23 protein-coding genes are annotated in these 23,554 nt (G+C 69.5%); 19 read left to right on the top strand and 4 right to left on the bottom strand.

Translation table 11 applies throughout. From position 1 onward, the window contains the following. Positions 1 to 135 precede the first annotated feature (135 nt). The 6 genes from AC0662_RS35170 to AC0662_RS35145 are packed head-to-tail and all read left to right on the top strand — an operon-like array spanning position 136 to position 7,482. On the top strand, positions 136 to 1,356 hold the full coding sequence (locus tag AC0662_RS35170; RefSeq protein WP_478306107.1) for a Wzz/FepE/Etk N-terminal domain-containing protein: 1,221 nt from the start codon (positions 136 to 138) through the stop codon (positions 1,354 to 1,356). Further along, the gene (locus AC0662_RS35165) at positions 1,353 to 2,975 is read left to right on the top strand and encodes a YveK family protein (protein ID WP_478306105.1); all 1,623 of its coding nucleotides are present in this window, start codon (positions 1,353 to 1,355) and stop codon (positions 2,973 to 2,975) included. Before AC0662_RS35170 ends, AC0662_RS35165 begins: the two co-directional genes overlap by 4 nt. After that, positions 2,972 to 4,225 carry an O-antigen ligase family protein gene (locus AC0662_RS35160; protein WP_452203493.1) on the top strand — a complete coding sequence of 418 codons (1,254 nt, stop codon included), beginning with the start codon at positions 2,972 to 2,974 and terminating at the stop codon, positions 4,223 to 4,225. Before AC0662_RS35165 ends, AC0662_RS35160 begins: the two co-directional genes overlap by 4 nt. After that, positions 4,222 to 5,421 (top strand): glycosyltransferase, encoded by a 1,200-nt coding sequence (locus AC0662_RS35155; RefSeq protein WP_478306103.1) that lies wholly within the window; start codon positions 4,222 to 4,224, stop codon positions 5,419 to 5,421. The genes AC0662_RS35160 and AC0662_RS35155 overlap by 4 nt, the downstream gene beginning before the upstream one ends. Positions 5,422 to 5,454: 33 nt before the next feature. Then, the gene (locus AC0662_RS35150) at positions 5,455 to 7,107 is read left to right on the top strand and encodes a right-handed parallel beta-helix repeat-containing protein (protein WP_478306101.1); all 1,653 of its coding nucleotides are present in this window, start codon (positions 5,455 to 5,457) and stop codon (positions 7,105 to 7,107) included. 3 nt (positions 7,108 to 7,110) lie between these two features. Then, positions 7,111 to 7,482, top strand: a complete 372-nt coding sequence (locus AC0662_RS35145) for a hypothetical protein (protein ID WP_478306099.1) — start codon at positions 7,111 to 7,113, stop codon at positions 7,480 to 7,482. A gap of 30 nt (positions 7,483 to 7,512) precedes the next feature. Here AC0662_RS35145 and AC0662_RS35140 read toward each other — a convergent pair whose 3' ends face one another. The 4 genes from AC0662_RS35140 to AC0662_RS35125 all read right to left on the bottom strand — a co-directional run bounded on the left by AC0662_RS35140 (position 7,513) and on the right by AC0662_RS35125 (position 11,050). Next, positions 7,513 to 8,082: an RNA polymerase sigma factor gene (locus AC0662_RS35140; RefSeq protein ID WP_452204850.1), complete on the bottom strand. Its 570-nt coding sequence runs from the start codon at positions 8,080 to 8,082 to the stop codon at positions 7,513 to 7,515. 44 nt (positions 8,083 to 8,126) lie between these two features. Next, a complete protein-coding gene (locus AC0662_RS35135) occupies positions 8,127 to 9,653 on the bottom strand; it encodes a sugar transferase (protein ID WP_452204849.1) in 1,527 nt (508 codons plus the stop codon). A gap of 297 nt (positions 9,654 to 9,950) precedes the next feature. Then, entirely contained in the window at positions 9,951 to 10,226 is a 276-nt protein-coding gene (pspAA, locus tag AC0662_RS35130) for a PspA-associated protein PspAA (RefSeq protein WP_452204847.1), read from the bottom strand. After that, positions 10,223 to 11,050 carry a PspA/IM30 family protein gene (locus tag AC0662_RS35125; protein ID WP_452204845.1) on the bottom strand — a complete coding sequence of 276 codons (828 nt, stop codon included), beginning with the start codon at positions 11,048 to 11,050 and terminating at the stop codon, positions 10,223 to 10,225. The genes pspAA and AC0662_RS35125 overlap by 4 nt, the downstream gene beginning before the upstream one ends. Positions 11,051 to 11,216: 166 nt before the next feature. Between AC0662_RS35125 and AC0662_RS35120 the strand changes: the two genes are divergently transcribed. The 13 genes from AC0662_RS35120 to AC0662_RS35060 all read left to right on the top strand — a co-directional run bounded on the left by AC0662_RS35120 (position 11,217) and on the right by AC0662_RS35060 (position 23,422). After that, positions 11,217 to 11,804: a DUF3043 domain-containing protein gene (locus AC0662_RS35120; RefSeq protein WP_452204843.1), complete on the top strand. Its 588-nt coding sequence runs from the start codon at positions 11,217 to 11,219 to the stop codon at positions 11,802 to 11,804. Between the two features lie 37 nt (positions 11,805 to 11,841). After that, positions 11,842 to 12,852, top strand: coding sequence for an aldo/keto reductase family protein (locus AC0662_RS35115; protein WP_452204841.1), 1,011 nt, complete (start codon positions 11,842 to 11,844; stop codon positions 12,850 to 12,852). Beyond that, complete coding sequence (locus AC0662_RS35110) at positions 12,849 to 13,058, top strand: hypothetical protein (protein ID WP_452204839.1); 210 nt, start codon at positions 12,849 to 12,851, stop codon at positions 13,056 to 13,058. The genes AC0662_RS35115 and AC0662_RS35110 overlap by 4 nt, the downstream gene beginning before the upstream one ends. Positions 13,059 to 13,296: 238 nt before the next feature. After that, positions 13,297 to 14,022: an SCO2322 family protein gene (locus AC0662_RS35105; protein ID WP_478306096.1), complete on the top strand. Its 726-nt coding sequence runs from the start codon at positions 13,297 to 13,299 to the stop codon at positions 14,020 to 14,022. Between the two features lie 11 nt (positions 14,023 to 14,033). Then, positions 14,034 to 15,119 (top strand): energy-coupling factor transporter transmembrane component T family protein, encoded by a 1,086-nt coding sequence (locus AC0662_RS35100; protein WP_452204835.1) that lies wholly within the window; start codon positions 14,034 to 14,036, stop codon positions 15,117 to 15,119. Beyond that, positions 15,116 to 16,726 (top strand): ABC transporter ATP-binding protein, encoded by a 1,611-nt coding sequence (locus AC0662_RS35095; RefSeq protein WP_478306094.1) that lies wholly within the window; start codon positions 15,116 to 15,118, stop codon positions 16,724 to 16,726. The genes AC0662_RS35100 and AC0662_RS35095 overlap by 4 nt, the downstream gene beginning before the upstream one ends. Then, complete coding sequence (locus tag AC0662_RS35090; protein ID WP_452204832.1) at positions 16,723 to 17,532, top strand: ECF transporter S component; 810 nt, start codon at positions 16,723 to 16,725, stop codon at positions 17,530 to 17,532. The genes AC0662_RS35095 and AC0662_RS35090 overlap by 4 nt, the downstream gene beginning before the upstream one ends. Then, positions 17,525 to 18,055: a bifunctional adenosylcobinamide kinase/adenosylcobinamide-phosphate guanylyltransferase gene (locus AC0662_RS35085; protein ID WP_452204830.1), complete on the top strand. Its 531-nt coding sequence runs from the start codon at positions 17,525 to 17,527 to the stop codon at positions 18,053 to 18,055. The genes AC0662_RS35090 and AC0662_RS35085 overlap by 8 nt, the downstream gene beginning before the upstream one ends. Next, on the top strand, positions 18,052 to 18,822 hold the full coding sequence (cobS, locus tag AC0662_RS35080; protein WP_478306091.1) for an adenosylcobinamide-GDP ribazoletransferase: 771 nt from the start codon (positions 18,052 to 18,054) through the stop codon (positions 18,820 to 18,822). The genes AC0662_RS35085 and cobS overlap by 4 nt, the downstream gene beginning before the upstream one ends. 150 nt (positions 18,823 to 18,972) lie before the next feature. Then, positions 18,973 to 20,148, top strand: a complete 1,176-nt coding sequence (locus AC0662_RS35075; protein WP_452204826.1) for an ROK family transcriptional regulator — start codon at positions 18,973 to 18,975, stop codon at positions 20,146 to 20,148. A gap of 81 nt (positions 20,149 to 20,229) precedes the next feature. Further along, entirely contained in the window at positions 20,230 to 21,303 is a 1,074-nt protein-coding gene (locus AC0662_RS35070) for a substrate-binding domain-containing protein (RefSeq protein ID WP_478306089.1), read from the top strand. A gap of 47 nt (positions 21,304 to 21,350) precedes the next feature. Next, entirely contained in the window at positions 21,351 to 22,166 is an 816-nt protein-coding gene (locus AC0662_RS35065; protein WP_478306087.1) for an ATP-binding cassette domain-containing protein, read from the top strand. Continuing rightward, positions 22,163 to 23,422, top strand: coding sequence for a sugar ABC transporter permease (locus AC0662_RS35060; RefSeq protein WP_478306085.1), 1,260 nt, complete (start codon positions 22,163 to 22,165; stop codon positions 23,420 to 23,422). Before AC0662_RS35065 ends, AC0662_RS35060 begins: the two co-directional genes overlap by 4 nt. Positions 23,423 to 23,554 lie beyond the last annotated feature (132 nt).

Here is a 23,554-nt window from a genome sequence, read left to right as displayed (position 1 = left end):
ACTCCGGACCCCTCTATTACCTCGAACCGGACCACGTTCGCCTGGAGGGGGCCTTGTGAGCGAGCGCAGCGAGCGAACAAACAGGCAGAGCAGCGCTTGCGCTCACGCCGCAACCGAGCGAAGCGAGGTGGAGGCGTGAGCGCTCAGCAGCTCGACGTCAAGAAGTCGTGGCGGGCCATCCGCAGACATCGCCTGATCGTGGCAGCGGTCGCTGCCGTCGGGCTGCTCGGTGGGCTCGCGTACGGGTTCGTCGTGCCCGCGGCGTACACCGCGACGTCGCTCGTCGTGCTGCCACCCGCTCCGGCGACCGACGCGCAGACGTCCACCGGCGCCGGTACCCAGAGCATCGACACGCAGGTCTTCATCGCGAACAGCGAACCGGTGCTGAAGAGCGCCGGTCAGAACCTGACGCCGGCGCTGTCCACGGAGCAGGTCCGCGCCCTGGTGAAGGTCACCGCCGTGACCGACGAGGTGATCAAGATCGACGCGAAGGGAACCACGCCGCAACAGTCGATGCGACTGGCGAATGCCGTCGCCGAGGTCTACCTGGTCTTCGTCACGACCGACCAGAAGCTGCCCGGCGACCTGGGCAAGAAAACGGGGGCACGTGTGCTGGAGCAAGCGACCACAGCGCGTGGCGGCAACATCATGATCCATCTCGGGATCCTCGGCCTGCTCGGCGCGCTGATCGGCGCCGTGGTCGGCTCGATCGGCGTACTGGCGAGGGCCCGGGGCGACCGGCGGCTGCGGCTGCGTGACGAGATCTCGGACTCGGTCGGGCTGCCGGTGCTCGCGTCGGTCTCGTCGTACCAGGCCAGAGACGTCTCGGACTGGACCTATCTGCTCGAGCACTACTCGCCGACCGCGGTCGAGGCCTGGAGCCTGCGCAAGACCCTGCACCACCTCGGACTCGACATCCGCGACAGCGCACCGGTCTCGCTGACCGTGCTGTCCTTCGCCGGCGACGACAAGGCCCGGTCGCTCGGCCCGCAGCTGGCGGCGCTGGCCAACTCGATCGGCCTGACCGCGTCGATCGTTGTCGACGCGCACCAGGAGCCCGCGGGCGACTCCGCGCTGACCATTCACCTGGTTGTCGTCGACCGCGACGCGCCGCGCCTGGACGGCTCCGAGCGCACCACGAACACGATCATCGCGCTGTCGTCCGGCGTCGTGACGGCCGAGGAACTCGCCCGGCTCGCGGTCGCCGCGGCCGCGGACGACCGCACCGTCGACGGCCTGGTCGTCACGGATCCGGACCCGACGGACCGCACCATCGGCCGGGTCTCGCAGTCGACGCGCCGTTCCGGCTCGCGACTGCCCACCCTCCTGTCCGGTACGGCGAGGAGGACCAAGTGAGCAACCAGCCGTACGACGACGAAGCTGCTGTCGTCCGCGAGCCGGTCTGGGCGGACGACGACGGTCTGTTCGACAACGAGCGGTCGACTTCGTTCCCGCCCGACGCGCTGGTCACCTTCCGGTTCGTCCGGGACGCGCTACGCCGGCACCTGCGGATCTGGCTGGTGTTCGCGCTGGTCGGCCTGGCCCTGGGCCTGGCCTCGACCGTCACGGTGCGGGCAGCCAGTACGTCGCAGACCCGGTTGCTGGTCACCCATCGCGATGGTGAGGACCCTGCGAAGGCGATGGCCACCGACGTCACCCTGGCAACCACGCACACCGTGGCGCAACGGGTGATCGACCTGCTGAAGCTGCCGATGACCCCGGACGACCTGCTCAAGGAGTACAACGCGGCCGGGTCGACGGACCGGGTCATGCAGATCACCGCCAAGGCCAAGACCGACGCCGAGTCGAGCAGGCTGGCCACGGCAGTCGCCCAGGTGTTCCTCGTGTACCGCAAGCAGCAGATCGCGCTGCAGGACGCGCCCATGCAGCAGGATCTGACCGCCGCGAACGACGACGTCGCCGCGGCCGAGCGAGCGGTCCGCGCCGCCGGTGACGACCCGAACGACATGCAGCGTCCGAACAGCGTGGCCGGCACCCGGCTCGCCGCCGCCCGCGAGCGCCAGCAGTACGTGCGCCAGCAGCTGCTCGACGAGCAGGTCCAGACGTCGCGGATGAACAGCAGCCGGATCCTCGACGTGGCCGCGCCGGTCCCGGTGTCGGAGAAGCGGACGATCGTGATCAATGCCGGTACCGGCCTGATCGCCGGACTGTTCCTCGGCATCGCCTTCGTGATCGTCCGCGCGCTGATCTCCGACCGGCTGTGGAAGCGCCAGGACATCGCCCATGCACTCGGAGCCCGGGTCCGGCTCAGCATCGCCCGGCCACGGCGCTGGCTGCCCGGGCGAAACAAGGTCGGCTCCGGCCGGCACGAGAACCAGCTGATCGTCCAGCACCTCGATCACCGGATCTTCTGGGGTGAGCGGCCGACGCCAGCGCTGACCGTGGTCGGCGTCGACGACCTGCACACGTGCGCGCTGGCGGTGGCCTCGCTCGCGGTGTCCCTGGCCAACGACGGCAAGCGGGTCCTGGTGGCTGACCTGACCGAGTCGGGCAGGCTCGCGCGGATGCTGGGCGTCAAGACGTACGGCACCCACGAGTCGCGGTTCAGTCAGCCCGACCGCCGGATCGACGTACACCTCGCCGATCCCGCGGCCGGACCTGCCGAAGGTCCGTACCTGCGGCTCAGCGACAGCAGCCGTCCGGCGAACTCGGACAACGTCGCGCTCGACGCGTCCTGGGAGGTCGCCGACGTGGTGCTCAGCCTCTCCACCCTGACCCCGGAGCTCGGGGCGGATCACCTGGCGACCTGGGCGTCGCACGCCGCCGTCGTGATGACGGCGGGACAGTGCACCGCCACGAGGATCCAGGCGACCGGCGAGATGCTCCGCCTGGCCGGGCTCGAGATCAGCACCGCGATCGTCCTGCGCCCGGACCGTACCGACGAGAGCGTCGGCGTGGCCGAAGCCGAGTCCGGCCGTGACCGGGCCGTCGACGTGGGCATGTTCAGCCGATGACGACGCTCGCCGCCCGGCTCGGCAACCACCTGCAGCTGGCCACGCGGCTCGGCCCCCGCTCGACGCGGCGGGTCGTCGCCCCGGAGGTACGTCGGCGCCGCCGGGTCCAGCTGACCTGGGCGCTGCTGGTGCTGAACGTGATGACGTTCTTCCCCGGAGCCCCGCACCTGCTGCCGATTCCGGGCTCGATGGGCAAGCTCATCGCCCAGGGCGCCCTGGTCGGCGCTCTGGTGATGGTGCTGTCGGTGAACCGCCCGGTCCGGATCCGCCGCAGCGTGTACGTCGCTCTGCTGATGACGCTGGCCGTCGAAGGACTACTGGCCAGCATCCGGGCGGAATTCCTCCTCGGCGCACTGTTCCGCGCCGGACGGCTCTGCGGATTCGCGCTGGTGCTCTGGCTGCTGACACCGTGGTGGACCCGCCGCGACCTCCTACTGGTGCGCACGCATCTGCTGGTGCTGTGGACCATCGTCGGGTCGGTCGTCATCGGCCTGATGGTGTCGCCCGGGCTGGCGATGACCGACAACCGGCTCGGCGGCACGCTCTGGCCGATCCCGCCGACACAGGTCGGTCACTACTCCGCGGTCGCCATCGGACTCACGATCGTGCTCTGGATGTCGGGCCTGCTCCGGCGCGGGGTCGCGTTGCCCAGCGTCGTGGTGTGTAGCGCGGTCCTGCTACTGACCCACACGCGGACCGCACTCGTCGCGATGCTCGCCGGCGTCACGATCGCCGGGCTGAGCCTGTTCACCGCACGCTCGCGGGTCCGCAAGGCGTTCGCGATCGGCCTGGTGGTGTTCACTCTCGGCGCGCTCAGCCTCGGTTCGGTGGTGACGACCTGGCTGGCCCGCGGGCAGGACACCAAGGAGCTGGGTGCGCTGACCGGCCGGAAGGAAGTCTGGGATTCGATCCTGGCCCAGCCGCGATCGACCTTCGAGACGCTGTTCGGCTTCGGCCTGTCGAACAAGTCGTTCAACGGGTTGCCGATCGACAGCAACTGGCTCGGTACCTACTACGACGTCGGACTGGTCGGCTGCGCGCTGACGATCATGCTGGTGCTGTTCGTGCTGACCGCCGCCTGGTTCCGGCCGCAAGGCCCGCAGCGGGCCCTCGCACTCTTCCTGGTCGCCTACGGCGTCGTCGCCTCGTTCACCGAGAGCGGGCTCAGCGAGGCGTCGCCGTACCTGCTGGAACTGACGCTTGCCGCCTCGCTGGTGTACTCCTCCTCGACACGTGAAGGACCGCGATGAAGATCCTGATGGTGCACAACCGGTACCGCTCCACCGCGCCGAGCGGGGAGAACCGGGTCGTCGACCAGGAGAGCGCGGCGCTCACCGCGGCGGGTCACAGCGTCCGGCACTTCGAACGGCACAGTGACGACATCGAGGACTGGCCGGCCCTCAAGAAGGCGACGCTGCCGGCCCGGGTGGTCTGGAGCCGGGCGGCCCGGCACGACCTTGCGCGTGATCTCTTCCGGCACCGGCCCGACGTGGTGCACATCCACAACACCTTCCCGCTGCTCAGTCCGTCCGTGCTGTACGCGTGCCGGCTGGCCGGCGTACCGGCCGTGGTCACACTGCACAACTACAAGCTGCTCTGCGCGAGCGGTGACTTCTTCCGGGACGGCAGCGTCTGCCACAACTGCGCCGGCGGCAACCCGGCCAGCGGGATACTGCACCGCTGCTACCGCGGATCCGCCTTCGCGACCGGGACAACGGTGCTCAACACCCGCGGTCACCGCGGCAGCTGGCGCGACCTGGTGTCGGCCTACATCTTCATCTCCGACTCACAGCGCCGGCTGATGGCCGAGATGGACTTCGACCTCGAGCGCACCTTCGTCAAACACAACATCGTCCCGTACGACGGCCCGGTCGGCGGACCGCGACAGCGACAGGTCACGTACGTCGGCCGGCTCGACGCGGCCAAGGGCGCTCCGCTGCTGATGAAGGGCTGGGACGCGTACCGGGCAGCCGCCGGCGACGACGCCCTGCGGCTGGTGATCGCCGGTGGTGGACCGATGCTCGACCAGGTGAAGGCGTGGGCGGCCGAGCGTCCGTCGGTCGAACTGCGTGGCCTGATGAGCAAGCCCGAGGTGTTCCAGCTGATCGCCGGTTCCCGCGCGGTGGTGCTGCCGTCGGAGTGGGAGGAGACGTTCGGCCTGGTGGTCGTCGAGGCGATGGCCGTCGGTGTGCCGCCGCTGGCGTCCGGGCACGGATCGTTCCCGGAGCTGATCACCGACGGCGTCGACGGAGCCCTGTTCGACCCGGGCGACCCGGACGGCATGGCCAAGCTGCTGCTCGACGTCGACCACTCGCCCGAGCGGTACGCCGAACTCGGCCGGCAGGCCCGCAAGACCTACGAGAACCACCACCGGACCGACCAGAACGTGGAGCGGCTGCTCGACATCTACCGCTTCGCGATCGCCAACCCCGCCGCCCGCCACTGAGTCCGAGACCCCGACTTTCCCGAAGGACACACCATGGAACCAGACGGTTCGGCCCCGCGGTCCACCGGAACGGGAACGGCCAGGGAAACAGCCAGGGAAACAGCATGGTACCGGCGGCCGCCGGTGCTCGGTGGTGTCGCGCTCGTCGTCGCCATCGCACTGGTGTCGGTGGGGATCGCCGTGTTCCGCGACGACCCGGACAGTGGACAGGCCGCGCCGCCGGCGTCGTCGACCGACATCATGAAGGCCGTCGTCACTGCTCCGACCGCTCCACCGGCGAGGATCTGCGGGAACGCCAAGGCACTGTCCGGCCCCGCCACAGCTCCGGCCGGTGCGGTCGTGGTCGGCACGCACGCGAACCTCTACCAGCTCACCATGGCGAACCCGCCCGGCACGACGTTCTGGCTGACGCCCGGCACGCACCGGCTCGGCAGCGGCGCGTACTCCCAGGTGGTCCCGAAGGACGGCAACACGTACGTCGGCGCGCCCGGCGCGGTCCTCGACGGCGGCCGGGTGAACCGGTACGCCTTCACCGGCTACGCCACGAAGGTCACGGTGAAGAACCTGACCATCCAGAACTTCGGGCCGCTGAAGTCCAACAACGACGAGGGCGTGGTGAACCACGACGCGTCCGGGCGCTGGTCCGTGGTCGGCAACACGGTCCAGAACAACGCCGGCGCCGGGGTGATGGTCGGTGACCACAACGTTGTCCGCAGCAACTGTCTGCGCAACAACGGCCAGTACGGCTTCAATGCCTACAACCCCGGCAAGGTGGCCTCGATCACGATCGAGGGCAACGAGATCTCCGGGAACAACACCGACGACTGGGAGCGGCTCAAGGAGGGCTGCGGGTGTACCGGCGGCGGCAAGTTCTGGGAGGTCACCGGCGCGGTGGTGCGCGGCAACTGGGTGCACGACAACCACAGCGTCGGACTCTGGGCCGACACCAACAACACCGGGTTCGTGATCCAGGAGAACTACATCTCCGGCAACCTGGCCGAGGGCCTGCTGTACGAGACCAGCTACAACGCCGGCATCCGCGGGAACACGTTCGTCCGCAACGGTCTCGCCAAGGGACCGTCCAACCACGGCTTCCCGACGCCGGCGCTGTACATCTCCGAGTCCGGCAGCGACTCACGCGTCACCGGTGTCTTCAACCAGACCTTCGAGATCAGCCAGAACGTCTTCATCGACAACTGGTCCGGCGTGATCCTGTGGGAGAACGCGGACCGGTTCGCCGGATCCGCGGCCAACACCAGCACCGGGTCCGGGACGCTGGTCAACCCGTCGGTGGTGAACGCGAAGACGTGCAACCAGTCCACGATCAGCAAGCCGCCGTACCTCAGTGACTGCCGGTGGAAGACGCAGAACGTGCGGGTGCACGACAACGTCTTCACCCTCGACCCGGACCGGATCGGGGCGTCCTGCGGGTTCAGTACCGGATGCGGTTACAACGGCCTGTTCTCGAACTGGGGCACGTTCCCGAGCTGGTCGCCGTACCAGAAGGCGGCCGTGCAGGACGCCATCACGTTCCACCAGGGCAACCGGTTCTTCAACAACACCTACGCCGGGCCGTGGAACTTCATCGTGCACGAGCAGGGCAACCGGGCGAACTGGGCGTCCTGGCAGGGCGCGCCGTACGGGCAGGACCAGAACAGCGTGATCAAGCTGGCCGGGGAGCGCTGAGCGATGATCGGGCCTCCGGAGCGCGCGGTGGGTGAGCAGGTCGCGCTGGTCCGCTCGGTCGGCTACGCGGCGTTCGGGAGGCACGAGCAGGATCTGGACGTGCTCGACGTGGTGTTCGACAGCCTGGTGGACGCGCCCGGAGTGGACGACGTACGCCGGCTGCGGTTCGCGGGGCACGGGGTGACGCTGGACATCGACGTCCTCGGACGTGACGGCCTGACCGTCGAGCTCCGCATCTCCCCGTCCGGCCCGGTCGTGGTCGAGTCCCGTGGGGACGACAGCGAGACCGAGGACGGCGCGCGGCTGGTCAGCTTTCTGCTGCACTGGCCGGGCAGCACGCATCGACCGGTCCGGACCGCGTGGATCATGCTCTGATCGCACGCGGTCCGGACCGGTCTTGCTGCTTCAGGAGGCAAGCAGCAGTCTGAGCTTGTCCAGGCAGCGGCCGCGGATCGGGCCGATGCTGCCGATCGGGATCCCGATCGTCGCGGAGATCTCCGCGTACGGCGCCGGCGGGTCGGCCATCAGCATGCCGAGCAGCTGCTGCCAGCGGTCCGGCAAGCTCTCCAGGGCCCGTCGTACGTCGTCCGCGCGTTCACCGGCCAGCAGCTCGGCGTCGAGGTCCGGCTGGTCACCGGGGACCCCCTCGAACGCCGTGGCCTCGTAGGTCAGCAGCACGCGCTTGCGGAACGCCAGCACCCGCAGGCATTCCCGGCGCGTGGTGACGACCAGCCAGGCGCCGACCCGCTCGGGGTCGACGCGGTTGATGTGTTCGAGCAACCGCAGCCAGACCATCTGCGAGACGTCAGCGGCGTCGCTGTCGCTCAACCGGAAGCTGCGGGTCACGGCCCAGACGAGCCGCGCATAGTGGTCGACGAGCCGGCTCCAGGCACCCTGGTCGCCGGCTGCCGCCTGGACCACCAGAGTCGCCGCTTCGGACCGGGCGACGTCAGACCTCTCCAAGACAACAGTCACGAATTCCCCCCTCGGGAATGCACAGCCATGAAAACAAGCACCGCTCAGTACGCGCCGTCGCTCCCCAGGACCGCGCGTGCGGTTTTCCACAGGATCAGAAGGTCCAGTGCGATCGACCAGTTGTCGGCGTACCGCAGGTCGAGCCGCATCGACTCCTCCCAGGTCAGGTCGCTACGACCACTGACCTGCCACAGGCCGGTGAGGCCCGGCTTCACGAGCATCCGCCGCGCGTCGTCGATCTGGTACTGCGCCACCTCGGCGGGCAACGGCGGTCGCGGCCCGACCAGTGACATGTCCCCCCGGAGCACGTTCACCAGTTGCGGCAGCTCGTCGATCGAGAACCGGCGCAGATACCGGCCGACCTTCGTCACCCGCGGGTCGTCGCGGATCTTGAACAACACCCCGTTGCCGTCGCTCAGCGCGTGCAACTCGGCCTTGCGTTCCTCCGCGTCGGCGACCATCGTGCGGAACTTCAGCATCTGGAACGGCGCGCCGCCGCGCCCCACCCGGGTCTGCTTGAACAGCACCGGGCCGCGGCTGGTGAACTTCACCAGCACCGCCGTCACCAGCAGGATCGGGGCCACCGCGAACAGCAGCAGACACCCGACCACCCGGTCGAAGATGCTCTTCATCAGGTGCGGCCCACCGCTCACCGACGGCCGCTCCAGGTGCAGCAGCGACAGGCCGGCGACCGGGCGGATCGAGATCCGCGGACCGGCCACTTCGACGATGCCCGGTGAGACGATGAGCTCCACTCCGCGCTGTTCCAGTGCCCAGGACAGCTTGCGCAGCGAGTGTCCGGCCAACTCCGGGTCGGCGGCCACGGCGACCACCTCGACGTCGTACTGGTCGACCGCCGCCAGGATGTCCATCTCGGCCCGGCCCAACTGCTCCAGTCCGGCCTCCTCCAGCGCGTCTCCGCGCGGCAGGCAGCCGGCCACCACGATGTACCCGTCCGTCGGCCGTTCCTCGAGATGCCGGCGCAGCGTCGTCACCTGCTCGTTGCGTCCGACAACGAGCACCCTCCGCATACACCGTCCGGCAACCCGCCGCCAGGAGATCTGCCGATGCAGCACCCAGCGCCCGAACATCGCCGCCACACAGGTCGTCGGCACTGCCAGCACGACGAACCCACGAGCAACCTCGCTCTTGGTCGCGTAGGACGTGATCGCCACCAGGGCGGTCAGCGCCACCGCGGCCCGGATGATCGACCGGAACTCCTCCGGCCCGGTCCCGAAGTACCGCGCCTCGTAGCCCCGTTGCAGGGCCACACAGGCCAGCCAGGCGACCGGTAGCAGTGCGCCCAGCACGACGTACCCAAGGTTGATCTGGGCACCGAACCTGGCAATCAGTGCCAGTGACGCCCCGATCGCCCCCGCGCCGAGATCGGATGCCAGCGACGCCACGCGGTACTTCGCCACCCAACGCGCCTCGGTGTACCGCGCCGAGCGCGGTACCACTGCCGGTACTTCGTCCGGTACCACCCAGACCGGCCGACGGCGCTCCCCCGACGGCGCCGGCCGAAGGTCAGCCGGCTCGGCCAGTCCCTCCGGCATGACAAATTCAGTCACGCAAAGTCACCCCCCACAGGTGAAACCCGAAACCCCGTGACCAACCCACACCCCGTCACGGACCTCGTCCAAACGCCGCCCCCACAACGGCGTGATGCAGACAGTACTACGGGGATCGGGCGGACAACAGCACTGATGACGAGTGTTTACGCGGCCGCCACCGGACGCACGAAAAAGACCCCCGAGGCCCGTATTTCGCGGGTCCTGGGGGTCTGTTTCCGACTACTCGAGGTGATCAGCCGCCGGGTCGGGGTCGGACGATCGGAGTCGTGCGAGTCGTGCTGGTCGTGTTCTGGCTCAGCCCGCGATCAGGCCGTCGCCGCTGATCAGCTCGCGCATCTCGGCGAGCGAGCTGTCCGACGGGGGCAGGATGGCGTCGGAGTCGTGCAGTTCGTTGTCGGGCACCTTCTCACCGGACCGGACGAAGTCCAGCAGCGCGGCGAACGCGGCCTGGTACGCCGCCTGCTCGCCGGAGGACACCGCCTTCTCCAGGTCGCCGTCGACCGCGTTCAGCGCGTCCAGCTTCTCGTCGGCCAGTCGCCACTGACCTTCACCCATGATGCGAACGATCACCGAACATCTCCGTCCTGAGGTCGCACCGGCTCCGTCACCGGCTGCTGCACTGGCTGGGCGGGCTGCTGAGCGGCTTGCTGAGTGGACTGCTGGGCCTCACCGGAGAGCTCCTTCGGCGCGCCGCCGCCGGAGAGCTGGGCCTTCATCGCGGCCAGCTCGTTCTCCACGTCGGAGCCGGACGACATCCGGTCCAGCTCCAGGCTGATGTTGTCCTTCACCGTGCCGCTGGCGTCGTCGAGCGCGCCGGAGGCGAGCAGCTCGTCGATCGCACCGGCCCGGGCTTGCATCTGCTGGGTCTTGTCCTCGGCGCGCTGCACCGCGAGGCCGACGTCGCTCATCTCCTCGGAGATGCCGGAGAAGGCCTCGTTGATCCGGGTCTGCGCCTCGGCCGCGGTGTAGGTGGCCTTGATGGTCTCCTTGCGGGTCCGGAAGGACTCGACCTTGGCCTGCAGCCGCTGGGAGGCGAGCGTCAGCTTCTCCTCCTCGCCCTGCAGCTGCGCGTGCTGCGTCTGCAGGTCGTCGATCTGGCCCTGCAGGCCGGACTTGCGGGTCAGGGCCTCGCGGGCCAGGTCCTCGCGGCCCATCGAGAGCGCCTTCTGCGCCTGCTCCTGCAGCTTGGCCGACTGGGACTGCAGCTGGGAGGCCTGCAGCTCCACCCGCTTGCGGCTGGTGGCGACGTCGGCCACCCCACGCCGCACCTTCTGCAGCAGCTCCAGCTGCTTCTGATACGAGTAGTCAAGGGTTTCGCGAGGATCCTCGGCCTTGTCCAGGGCGGAGTTCGCCTTGGCCTTGAAGATCGTCGACATCCGCTTGAAGATGCTCATCGATATCCGTACCCCTTCTGTGCCGGAGTGACGACCCGGCGTGCGTGCCATCCACCCTATGTCCCACCGGGTCACCACACCATCAGGACAGGCCCCGATAAAGTGGTGCCCAGGTCCGGGGACCACCCCGACTCGCGACCTGCCCTGCGAATGAGGTTCTGACCCCGTGTTCCGTCGTACCAAGTCTGAGACAGATACCACCGTACCCGCCGAGTCCCAGGGCAAGCCGGGCGGCAAGGGACGGCCGACGCCGAGCCGCAAGGAGGCGGAGGCGGCCCGCAAGGCCGCCTTCAAGAAGCCGGCCAACCGCCGGGAGGCCTCGGCGATCCGCCGGGAGAAGATGCGGACCGAGCGGGCCAAGATGCAGTCGGCCATGCAGACCGGCGACGACCGGTATCTGCCGGCCGCCGACAAGGGCCCGGTCAAGCGGTTCGCCCGGGACTATGTGGACGCCCGCTACTCGGTGATGGAGTTCGCGCTGCCGATCCTGCTGGTGGTCTCGCTGGTCGGCGTGGTGTTCTCGCGGCAGTTCCTCTGGCTGGCCGGCGTCGTGAACCTGCTGTTCCTGGCGATGATCCTGCTGATCGCGGCGGACTGGTTCCTGCTCACCGCGGGGCTGAAGAAGCAGGTCGCGATCAAGTACCCGAAGGAGTCCACCAAGGGTCTCGGGTTCTACGCGGTCCGGCGGACCATGCAGATGCGCCGCTGGCGGCTGCCGAAGCCGATGGTGAAGCGCGGCGAGAAGCCGTCCTGACCCGCGCCGAGCGGGGTTGGCCAGTAGGGTCAGGGGTATGGACTTCCGCTATCTGGGCAACAGTGGTCTCAAGGTCAGCGAGATCTCGTACGGCAACTGGCTGACGCACGGCTCCCAGGTGGAGAACGAGCAGGCCCGGGCCTGCGTGCGGGCGGCCCTGGAGGCCGGCATCACGACGTTCGACACCGCCGACACCTACGCCAACACCAAGGCCGAGTCGGTGCTCGGCGAGGCACTGGCCGGCGAGCGCCGCGAGTCGCTGGAGATCTTCACCAAGGTCTACTGGCCGACCGGTCCCGGCGGACCGAACGACACCGGCCTGTCCCGCAAGCACATCCACGAGTCGATCAACGCCTCCCTGAAGCGGCTGCAGACCGAGTACGTCGACCTGTACCAGGCGCACCGCTTCGACACCGAGACGCCGCTCGAGGAGACGATGGAGGCCTTCGCCGACGTCGTCCGGCAGGGCAAGGCGCTGTACATCGGCGTCTCGGAGTGGACCGCGGAGCAGCTGCAGGAGGGCCACCGGCTGGCCCGCGAGCTGCGCATCCCGTTCGTCTCCAACCAGCCGCAGTACTCGATGCTGTGGCGGGTCATCGAGGGCGAGGTCGTGCCGGCGTCGGAGGAGCTCGGCATCGGCCAGGTGGTGTTCTCACCGATCGCGCAGGGCGTGCTCACCGGTAAGTACCTGCCCGGTCAGCAGCCGCCGGAGGGCTCCCGGGCCACCGACGCCAACGGCGCCAACATGATCAAGCGGTTCCTCAACGACGACGTGCTCGGCCGGGTGCAGGAGCTGAAACCACTCGCCGCGGAGGCCGGCCTCGAGCTGTCCCAGCTGGCGATCGCCTGGGTGCTGCAGAACCCGAACGTCTCCTCGGCCATCATCGGCGCCTCCCGGCCCGAGCAGGTGACGGAGAACGTGAAGGCCTCCGGCGTGAAGCTGGACGACGCGCTGCTGAAGCGGATCGACGAGGTGCTCGGCCACATCGTCGAGCGCGACCCGGCGAAGACCGCGCAGAACGCCCCGCAGAAGCGGCCGAACTCGTGAGCTGGAGCTGGCGGTTCGAGACCGCGAGCGGCGCGCTGGTCGACCCGGGTGAGGTCGGCGGCGCGGACTTCTCGGCGCAGGGTGACGCGGAGAGCTGGCTGGGTGAGGTCTGGCGCGATCTGGCCGACCGCGGCGTCGGCCAGGTGTACCTGCTGGAGGACGGCCGGGAAGTGTACGGCCCGATGAGTTTGTCGAGCGCCGAGTAGAGGTCGGAGTAGAGTTCGGTCGAACCACACGCCTGCGTCACAGGGAAGCCGGTCCGAGTCCGGCGCTGACCCGCAACCGTAGGCCACCCTCGACCCGCAAGGGTCAGGGTGGCGAGCCGGAACACTGTGACGCAGGCAGTCAGGCTCAACTACCCGCCGTGGCCCGCGGGTGGAGCCCCACCCTGCCGGTGCAGGCGGGACCTCCTCCACCGGGCTGCGGCCCGACCGAGGACTCATCATGACTGCACCTCTCCTGGCGCACCGCCGGACCGTACGACTGGTCCTCAGCCTGCTGGCGGGTTTCCTGCTGGCGGGGACCGTCGCCACCACCGCCGGCGCTGCCACCGCCGAGGACGGCTACCGCTTCTGGGGCTACTACCAGTGGACGAACGGCCAGTGGGCGTTCTCCCAGAAGGGCGCCGACGCCTACGTCCCCGCGGACGGGGGCGTCGAGGGCTGGCGGTTCGCCGTCGGCGGCGCCAAGCCGCGGGTACCGCGGGCCGCGGGCGACTTCGACGCGATCTGTGGCAAGACCCCGGCCGAGACCGGCAAGAAGCGGGTCGCCGTGGTCGTCGACCCCGGGACGCCGGAGGACGCGGTCTCCGGTGAGACACCGCCCGCGGCGACCGGCACCTGCGTCGTGACGGACGCGACGGCGAACGGCGCGAAGATCCTCGCCGCGGTCGCACCGGTCCGGATCGAGAAGGGTCTGACCTGCGGGGTCGCCGGCTACCCGTCGAAGGGCTGCGGCGACCAGGTGAAGAACATCAAGGTCCCCGCCACTGATGCACAGGTCACTCTCCAGATCGCTGCGGCCGTCGGCTCGACCGCGACTCCGGCCGCCAGCACCAAGGACGACGGCGGTGGGACCCCGTGGACCGGGATCATCATCGCGGCGATCGTCGTCGTACTGCTGGCTGGTGGCGGGTTCGTCCTCAACCGCCGTCGTACCGCGGCCAAGTAAGCGGCTAGGTCATGCGCGCCGTCGACAGCCTCACGCTCCCCCGGGCACTCCACCCGGGGGCCTGGTGGCTGTGGGCGCTGTGCATGGCGGTAGCGGCCAGCAGGACCCGGAACCCGGTCCTGCTGGTCCTCATCCTGGCTGTCACCGGATTCGTGGTGTCAGCGCGCCGCAGCGACGCTCCGTGGGCGCACAGCTTCACCGCGTTCCTGAAGCTCGGTCTGCTCGTCATCGCCGTCCGGGTAGTACTGCAGGCACTGTTGTCCACGCGCTCGCAGGGCAACACGATCCTGTTCACACTGCCGCAGATCCCCCTGCCCGCGTGGGCCGCCGGCGTGAAGCTGGGCGGTGAGGTGAGCGCCGAGGCACTCCTGACCGCCCTGTACGACGGTGCGCAGCTCGCCGTCATGCTCTGCTGCGTCGGCGCGGCCAACGCACTGGCCAGCCCACGGCGGCTACTGAAGTCGTTGCCCGGGGCCCTGTACGAGATGGGCGTGGCCTGCGTGGTGGCGCTGACGTTCGCACCGCAACTGGTGACAGACGGCCGCCGCGTCCGCGCTGCCCGCCGCCTCCGCGGCCGCACGCGCGCATCCTTCCGTACGACGGCCATGCCGGTCCTCGAAGGCGCTCTGGACCGCTCGGTCGAGCTCGCCGCCGCAATGGACTCCCGAGGCTACGGTCGTACGGCACATGCACCGCGAGCGCAGCGTCGACTCACAGCGCTCTGCGTGCTGCTAGGGCTCCTCGGGATCCTGCTCGGCGTCTACGCGCTGCTGACCGACTCGATGGCCTTCCCACTCGCGGGCGGTGCGTTGACTGTCGGCGTACTGCTGGCAATAGGTGCCATGGCGATCGGACGCCAGCGGGTCGCGCGGACACGGTACCGGCCCGATCCGTGGGCGCTGCCCGAGTGGCTTGTCGTCATGGCCGGTGCGGCGGCTGCGGGCGTGATGGTGGGCGCCGCGGTCCGTGGCGTGCACGGTCTGCTGCTTCCCGGGCCGTTGGTGGTCCCACCGGTGCCAGTGCTACCGGTTGTCGGCGTACTGATCGGACTGGTGCCCGCGCTGGCCGCGCCGCCGTTGAAGAAGGCGGTCGCATGATCGAGTTCGACCAGGTGACAGTGACGTACGACGGCGCTCGGGCGCCGGCGCTGCGGGACGTGAGCTTCACCGTGCCCGAAGGCGAGCTGGCGCTGGTTATCGGGCGCACCGGCTCCGGCAAGTCCACGTTGCTCCGGGCAATCAACGGACTGGTACCGCACTTCACCGGCGGCACCCTGACCGGCCGGGTACTGGTCGACGGCCGGGACACTCGGGAGCACCGCCCGCGGGACCTCGCCGACGTGGTCGGGATGGTCGGACAGGACCCGATGGCCGGGTTCGTCACCGACACCGTCGAGGACGAACTGGCGTACAGCATGGAGTCGCTCGGTGTGGCGCCGGACGTGATGCGGCGACGGGTCGAGGAGACGCTGGACCTGCTGGGGCTGGCCGACGTACGGGACCGCGCGCTGAGCTCGTTGTCGGGTGGCCAGCGGCAGCGGACCGCTATCGGGGCAGCGTTGACCTCTCACCCCGCAGTGCTCGTGCTGGACGAGCCGACGTCGGCGCTGGACCCGCAGGCGGCCGAGGAGGTGCTGGCCGCGCTGCAGCGACTGGTGCACGACCTGGGCGTCACGGTGGTCATGGCGGAGCACCGACTCGAGCGAGTGGTCCAGTACGCCGACCGCGTGATCGAAGTACCTGGCGGTGCTGGTGCGGTGTCGACTGGACTGCCGGCCGAGCGGATGGTGAACGCACCGGTCGCGCCGCCGGTCGTAGAGCTGGGCCGGCTGGCTGGATGGTCGCCTCTCCCCCTGTCTGTTCGGGATGCACGGCGGGCTGCGGTGACCATGCGGGGCCAGCTGGACTCGACTGCGCCGGCACGGCCGACAGCTGCACTGGGTGCGGAGCTGGCGCGCTGCACCGACCTGGTCGTTGGCTATGGCGAGGTCATGGCACTGCGTGGGGTTTCGCTGACCGTGAAGGCCGGCGAAGTCGTCGCTCTGATGGGCCGCAACGGTGCAGGTAAGTCGACACTGCTGAACGCACTGGTGGGGATCGTGCCAGTCCGGTCCGGTACGGCGACTGCGGCCGGCGCGGACCCACGACGTACCAAGCCGGATCGGTTGGTCAAGGCGGTCGGACTGGTGCCGCAGGAGCCGGCTGACTTGCTCTACTCCGCCACAGTGGCCGACGAGTGCGCCAACGCCGACGCCGACTTCAAGGTGCCCGCGGGACGTTGCCGGGCGCTGCTCGAGCGGCTGGCGCCGGATGTCTCGCTGGAGTTGCACCCGCGGGATCTGTCCGAGGGACAGCGGCTGTGTCTGGCGTTGGCCGTCGTACTGTGCGGTGCGCCGCCGTTGCTGCTGCTGGACGAGCCGACGCGTGGACTGGACTACGGCGCCAAGCGACGGCTGGTGTCGATTCTGCGTGAGCTCGCAGCTGCAGGTCACGCAGTGGTGCTGTCGACGCATGACGTGGAGATGGTGGCCGAGGTAGCCACCCGCGTGATGGTGCTCGCGGACGGCGACCTGGTGAGCGACGGCGAGACGGCGGAGGTCATCGCCGGCTCCCCCGCGTTCGCGCCGCAGGTCGCGAAGATCCTGGCACCGTTGCCGTTCCTGACCGTCGGTGAGGTCGCCGACGCCCTGGGCCGCGCATCGTGAGACTCATCCAGCTGAAGCCACGGAGCACGCTCGCGCTACTGGTCGCGTCGCTCGTCGGCGTCCTCGCCTTCGCCTGGCCGTTGTTCTTCCGGACGGCGCAGGAGGGCGCGTCCGCGATCGGGCACACGACGGACGCTCCGTGGCTGTTCGTCCTGCTGCTCCCGTTGCTGGTGGCCGTCGTCCTCGCGGAGCTGTCCGAGTCCGGGATCGACGCGAAGGTGATCTCGCTGGTCGGCATGCTCGCGGCGGTCGGCGCAGCCCTACGTGCCCTCGGCCCAGGTACGGCGGGACTCGAACCGGGCTTTTTCCTGCTCGTACTGGCAGGACGCGCGTTCGGCGCCGGGTTCGGCTTTGTCCTCGGTGCGGTGTCGTTGCTCGGCGGAGCGCTCATCAGCGGCGGGGTCGGGCCGTGGATGCCGTTCCAGATGTTCGCGTGCGCGTGGGTGGGGTGCCTCGCCGGGCTCCTGCCGCGAGCCGGCGGGCGACTGGAGTTGCTCCTGCTCGCGGCGTACTCGCTGGTGTCGGGCGTGCTGTACGGCGTGATCATGAACCTGTGGTTCTGGCCGTACGCGACGTTCGGCAGCAACTTCTCGTTCGTGCCGGGCGACGACCTGGCGGAGAACCTGCACCGGTACCTCCTGTTCGTGGTGGCGACGTCGCTCGGCTGGGACATCCCGCGCGGGATCCTGTCCGCGATGCTGGTGCTGACGCTCGGACGGCCGATGCTGAACGCCTTCCGGCGTACCGCCAGGAAGGCGGCCTTCGAGGCGCCGGTGGTTTTCGAGTCCAGGAGGGGCAATGACTGATCAGCGCACGTTGGTCCTCGGCGGCGCGCGCTCCGGTAAGTCGATCGCCGCCGAGCGCCTGCTGTCCGCCGTACCCGACGTCGTGTACGTCGCGACCGGCGGAAACGACTCGGGCAACGCCGAGTGGGCCGCCCGTGTCGCCATCCACCAGACCCGCCGGCCCGCCTCCTGGGGCCTCGCCGAGACGATCGACCTCGTCCCGCTGCTCGAGTCGGCCGGCCCTCCCCTGCTGATCGACTGCCTGACCCTCTGGCTCTCGCGCACCATGGACGACGTCGATGTCTGGTCCGACTTGTCCCGCGCCGACCTCGTCGAGCAGCGCATCGCCGGGCTCGCCGCCGCCTGGTCGGCGACACCCCGCCACGTGGTTGCCGTCAGCAACGACGTCGGCTCCGGCATCGTCCCCGCCGACCCCGGCACCCGGCTGTTCCGCGACCTGATGGGCCGGTTGAACACCACCATCTCACTGGCGTCCGACCAGGTCCTGTGGACAGTGGCCGGCCGAACCCTCCCACTGACATGACGCTCGACGCGCTCCGGTTGTCCTTCGGCACCCTGACGGTGCTCCCCGCCGGAATGCCTTCCCGGGTTGACCGAACGGTGGGAGGACGAGCGATGATCCTCGGCCCGCTCGTCGGCGCCGTGGTGGGCGGATTCGCAGCCGGCGTGGTCGCACTCGTACAACTCGTCCGACCGGACGCGGACCTGCTGGCCGCCGTTCTCGGCATCCTGGTCGTCGCCGGGATGTCCGGCGCCCTGCACCTCGACGGGCTGGCCGACTTCGCCGACGCCCTCGGCAGCCGCCGGGATCGCGAGACGATGCTCCGGATCATGAAGCAGAGCGACATCGGCCCGTTCGGTGTGGTCGCGATCGTCGGCGTACTGCTGCTCGACGTCGCCGCGCTGACCGCGTGTCTCCAGGCCGGTTTCGGCTGGCAAGCCGTCCTGATCACCACCACCGCGAGCCGCCTGACCCTCCCCTGGTCCTGCCGCACGTCGGTCCCCGCCGCCCGCCCCGACGGTCTCGGAAACGTCGTCGCCGGCACCGTCAGCCCCGGTACGGCGGCTCTCGCGACTGTCGTCGTACTGGCGGCAACGCTCGTCCTGACCTGGCCCGAGCCGGCTCGCATCGCAGGTGCTATCGCGGCCGTCCTTTTAGCCGTCCTCACCAGCTTTCAGACCACCCGCCGAGCCCGGTCGGCGTTGGGTGGCAGCACCGGTGACGTCCTCGGCGCGACCGTCGAGCTGGCCCTCCCCGTAGCGCTGCTGACACTCGCCCTGACCGTGTGAGCGCTCACCTCCAGCAGCCCGTGCGGCGAGTGGTCTACTGTCGCCGATGGAACGTTCCAGTGGGGTACTGACGGCGAGGTTGCGGATGAGGTTTCTGGTTCACGAGCGGTGGGCGGCCGCGCACGCCCCGCGATCCGTTATCTTTATGTAATGAACGCAACCCGCCCGGCGCCGGGCTCGCAGGCTTCGCTGCGCGAAGCCAACCGTGCGCGCGTTCTCGGCGTGGTCCGCGAGCACGGCCCACTGACCCAGGTCGAGATCGCCGCCGCGTCCGGCCTGTCCGCCGCCACCGTGTCGAACATGGTCCGGGAGCTGGACCAGGCCGGCATGGTGGGCCTGTCCCGCAGCATCCGCAACGGCCGCCGAGCCGTGCTGGTCTCCCTCGCGTCAGGCGGTGGACTGCTGGCCGGGATCACCTTCGGCGAGCGTGATGTCCGGGTCGCGATCGCCAACGAGTCGGGCGAGATCCTCACCCGGCAACTGATGCCGCTGCAGGCCGACCACGTCGCCGACGACGGCATGGAGCGCGCCGCCCGACTGCTCGCCGACCTGGCCGAGACGGTCGCCTCCGGCGTCGAGGACGTCTCCGCGATCGGGTTCGGGCTGCCAATGCCGGTCGACTCAGTGAGCGGCGAGGCCGGTTCCGACGCGGTGCTCCCCGGCTGGCGCGGCGTCAACGTCGCCGAGGCGATGTCCGGCTATCTGCGCGCCCCGGTCGCGCTCGACAACACCGCGAACCTCGCGGCCCTGGGCGAACTGCGAGCCGGCGCGCTCCGCGGCGTACGCAACGGCTGCTACCTGAAGTTCTCCTACGGCGTCGGCGCCGGCCTGGTGATCGACGGCGAGGTCTTCCGCGGATCAGCCGGTACGGCGGGCGAGATCGGGCACGTCACGATCGACGAGAACGGCCCGATCTGCCGGTGTGGCAACCGCGGCTGCCTGGACACGTTCGTCGGTTCGCGGGCGCTGATCAACAGCCTCGCCGCGTCCCACGGGCCCCTGCGTCTGAAGGACATCGTGACCCGCGCGCAGGGCGGCGACCTCGGCTGCCGCCGGGTGATCGAGGACGCCGGCCGCCGGGTCGGTGTCGCGGTCGCCGGCGTGGTGAACCTGCTCAACCCGGAGGTCGTCGTGGTCGGCGGCCTGATGGCCGAAGCCGGCGAACTCATCCTCGCGCCGTTGCGCGAGGCGCTCGACCGGTGCGCGATCCCGAGTGCCGCGGCGACCGTCGAACTGCGGTCCGCCGAGCTCGGCGACGAGGCCGACATCGTCGGCGCAATCCAGCGCGCGTCGGTGTTGAGTCACACCAATATCTCCATTTCTTGAATTCAAGTCTTGACGCCAAGACGCCGGCGGGTTTGACTTCGGGACAGGCCAATCGGGGCCGTCTCGTCAAGGAGCCGCCATATGTCCGTCTCAGCAACCCGTCTCGTCGGCCTCGGCATCGCCGTCTCGGCCCTCGCTGTCTCCCTGGTGGCCTGCGGCTCGAACGACTCCGGCAGCGGTGGCGGCAGCGCGAAGAAGATCGCGCTGCTCCTCCCCGAGTCGAAGACCACCCGGTACGAGGCGCTCGACCGCCCGCTGTTCACCGAAGCCCTGAAGGCGGCCTGCGGTAACTGCGAACTGATCTACAGCAACGCCGACCAGGACGCCGCCAAGCAGCAACAGCAGGCCGAGGCCGCACTCACCCAGGGCGCGAACGTGCTGGTGCTCGACCCGGTCGACGGCAAGGCCGCCGCCGCGGTCGCCAGCTCCGCGAAGGGCCAGAACGTCCCGGTGGTCGCCTACGACCGGTTCATCGAGAACGCCGACTACTACGTGTCGTTCGAGAACGAGGCGGTCGGCAAGCTGCAGGCGCAGACCCTGCTCGACACCCTGAAGGCGGCCGGCACGACGTCCGGCAACCTCGCGATGATCAACGGCTCGCCGACCGACCCGAACGCGGCCGACTTCAAGAAAGGCGCGCACAGCGTGCTCGACTCCAGCGGCTTCAAGGTCGCCGCCGAGTTCGACACCCCGGACTGGAGCCCGGACAAGGCGCAGGCCTGGATGGAGGGCCAGCTCAGCGCGATCAAGAACGGCCTGGTGGGCGTGTACGCCGCCAACGACGGCACCGCCGGCGGCGCGATCGCGGCCCTTAAGGGTGGTGGCGTGAAGCCGCTGCCGCCGGTCACCGGTCAGGACGCGGAGCTCGCCGCCATCCAGCGGATCGTCGCCGGCGACCAGGCGATGACCATCTACAAGGCCGTCAAGCCGCAGGCCGAGGCCGCCGCGAAGGGCGCGGTCGCACTGGCAGGAGGTGACAAGCCGGAGTCCACCACCGAGAAGAGCGGCGTACCGTCGACGATCCTCGACCCGGTCGCGGTCACCAAGGCCAACATCAAGGACACGGTTGTCAAGGACAACATCTACCAGATCTCCGATATCTGCACCGCTGCCTTCGCCGCCGCCTGCACGGCCGCAGGTCTGTCCAGCAACTGACTTCGCCGGGATCATGGCCTGAACGCAAAGCCCAGGAGGCTGATCGTGTGACTGTTACCCCGGCTCCTCTCGACGTCGGCGCCGGCACGGTGCTGAACCTGCAGGGGATCTCCAAGCGATTCGGCGCCGTCCAGGCCCTGAAGAACATCGAGCTGGACGTCCGGGCCGGTGAGGTGCTGGCGCTGGTCGGCGACAACGGCGCCGGCAAGTCGACGCTGGTGAAGACCATCGCCGGCGTCTACACCGCCGACCACGGCACCATGGTGTTCGACGGCCAGGTGGTCCGCGTCGGCAGCCCGGCCGAGGCGCAGCAGCTCGGCATCGCCACCGTGTTCCAGGACCTGGCCCTCTGCGACAACCTGGACGTGGTCGCGAACCTGTACCTCGGCCGCGAGCTCCGTCAGGGTCGCGTGCTGGACGAGGTCGAGATGGAACGCCAGTCCTGGGAGCTGCTCCGGCAGCTGTCCGCGAAGATCCCGTCGGTCCGGATCCCGGTCGCCAGCCTGTCGGGCGGCCAGCGGCAGACCGTCGCGATCGCCCGCAGCCTGCTCGGCCGGCCCAAGGTCGTGATGCTCGACGAACCCACCGCGGCCCTCGGCGTCGCTCAGACCGCCGAGGTCCTCAACCTGGTCGAACGGCTCCGCGAGCGCGGTCTGGCCGTGATCCTGATCAGTCACAACATGGCCGACGTGATGGCGGTCGCCGACCGGGTCGCGGTCCTGCGCCTCGGCCGCAACAACGGCGTCTTCGTGGTCAGCGAGACCAGGACGCAGGACATCATCGCCGCCATCACCGGCGCGACCGACAACGCGGTCTCCGAGCGCGCCGCTCGCCGGAACCGGGAGGAGGGCCCCGCGTCATGACGCTGCGTGCCGAAACGAACGGAAGTACCCCGCTGCCGGCCGACCTGCAGGACGAGCGGCTGATCGCGAGCAACGGCTTCAGTGGCGCCGTCTCCGCGTTCACCGCCCGGCTGCGCTCCGGCGACCTCGGCTCGGTCCCGGTGGTGGTCGGCCTGATCATCATCTGGGCGGTCTTCCAGATCGCGAACAGCTCGTTCCTGTCCAGCCGCAACCTGGTGAACCTCACCCTGCAGACCACGTCGGTCGGGGTGATTGCCCTCGGCATCGTCCTGGTCCTGCTGCTCGGCGAGATCGACCTCTCGGTCGGCTCCGTCAGCGGTCTGGCCGCCGCGGTCCTCGGCGTCACGTTCGTCAACAAGGGCTGGCCGCTCGTTCTGTCCCTCGTCGTCGGCGTCGCGGTCGGCCTGCTGATCGGCCTGTTCTACGGGATGCTCTACACACGCTTCGGCGTACCGAGTTTCGTCATCACCCTGGCCGGACTGCTCGGGTTCCTCGGGTTGCAGCTGCTGGTGCTCGGCAAAGAGGGTTCACTGAACCTTCCCTACGACTCGGCGCTCGTCGGGTTCGCCACGCGCAGCTTCCTCTCCCCCGCACTTGCCTATGCGCTGGTCGCGGTCGTGGTCGCGGTGTACGCACTCTCCCGCGTGCGTGCCCGCTCGGCCCGCGCCGCGGCTGGCCTCTCGACTGCGCCGACGTCGATGATCGCGATCAAGACCGCCGCGCTCGCCGCCGTACTGCTGATTCCGGTGGTCGCGCTGAACGGCGACCGGGGCATCTCGGCGATGTTCCTGCTGTTCCTGGCCCTTGTCGTCGGCACCGACCTGACGGTACGTCGTACCCGCTGGGGCCGCTCGATCATCGCGGTCGGTGGCAACGTCGAAGCCGCGCGGCGGGCCGGTATCAATGTCCGCGGCATCTACCTGTCGGTCTTCGCGGCCTGCTCCACTTTCGCCGCCGTCGGCGGTCTGCTCGCGGCGGCCCGGCTGGTCGCGGTGAACCAGAGCAGCGGTGGCGCGGACACCAACCTGAACGCGATCGCCGCCGCCGTCATCGGTGGCACCAGCCTGTTCGGTGGCCGCGGCTCGGCGTACTCCGCATTGCTCGGTGCGCTGGTGATCATCTCGATCTCCAACGGCCTGGCCCTGCTCAGCCTGAACTCCAACGTCCGCTACATGGTCACCGCCGGCGTCCTGCTGATCGCCGTCACCATCGACTCCCTGAGCCGCCGCAGCCGCCAGGCCCACGGCCGCGCATAGCTAATCGGCCGAAGACACAAGAAAGCCCCCGTCGCCGGGCGGGTTCATGCGGTCCTCGCAACACCTCGATTTGAGGAGTTGCGGGGACCGTGTCGTTTTCGGAGGAGTTGGCCGGCCTGTTGAGGTTGGTGG

The organism is Kribbella sp. NPDC043289, assembly GCF_056436705.1.
This window is presented reverse-complemented; position numbering and strand designations above follow the sequence as displayed.

Excerpts from the sequence above, each read along its gene's own strand:
- AC0662_RS35160 (WP_452203493.1), top strand. The coding sequence starts at position 2,972 with ATGACGACGCTCGCCGCCCGGCTCGGCAACCACCTGCAGCTGGCCACG.
- AC0662_RS35155 (WP_478306103.1), top strand. The coding sequence starts at position 4,222 with ATGAAGATCCTGATGGTGCACAACCGGTACCGCTCCACCGCGCCGAGC.
- AC0662_RS35150 (WP_478306101.1), top strand. The coding sequence starts at position 5,455 with ATGGAACCAGACGGTTCGGCCCCGCGGTCCACCGGAACGGGAACGGCC.
- AC0662_RS35145 (WP_478306099.1), top strand. The coding sequence starts at position 7,111 with ATGATCGGGCCTCCGGAGCGCGCGGTGGGTGAGCAGGTCGCGCTGGTC.
- AC0662_RS35125 (WP_452204845.1), bottom strand. The coding sequence starts at position 11,050 with ATGAGCATCTTCAAGCGGATGTCGACGATCTTCAAGGCCAAGGCGAAC.
- AC0662_RS35115 (WP_452204841.1), top strand. The coding sequence starts at position 11,842 with ATGGACTTCCGCTATCTGGGCAACAGTGGTCTCAAGGTCAGCGAGATC.
- AC0662_RS35105 (WP_478306096.1), top strand. The coding sequence starts at position 13,297 with ATGACTGCACCTCTCCTGGCGCACCGCCGGACCGTACGACTGGTCCTC.
- AC0662_RS35100 (WP_452204835.1), top strand. The coding sequence starts at position 14,034 with ATGCGCGCCGTCGACAGCCTCACGCTCCCCCGGGCACTCCACCCGGGG.
- AC0662_RS35095 (WP_478306094.1), top strand. The coding sequence starts at position 15,116 with ATGATCGAGTTCGACCAGGTGACAGTGACGTACGACGGCGCTCGGGCG.
- AC0662_RS35085 (WP_452204830.1), top strand. The coding sequence starts at position 17,525 with ATGACTGATCAGCGCACGTTGGTCCTCGGCGGCGCGCGCTCCGGTAAG.
- cobS (WP_478306091.1), top strand. The coding sequence starts at position 18,052 with ATGACGCTCGACGCGCTCCGGTTGTCCTTCGGCACCCTGACGGTGCTC.
- AC0662_RS35075 (WP_452204826.1), top strand. The coding sequence starts at position 18,973 with ATGAACGCAACCCGCCCGGCGCCGGGCTCGCAGGCTTCGCTGCGCGAA.
- AC0662_RS35070 (WP_478306089.1), top strand. The coding sequence starts at position 20,230 with ATGTCCGTCTCAGCAACCCGTCTCGTCGGCCTCGGCATCGCCGTCTCG.
- AC0662_RS35060 (WP_478306085.1), top strand. The coding sequence starts at position 22,163 with ATGACGCTGCGTGCCGAAACGAACGGAAGTACCCCGCTGCCGGCCGAC.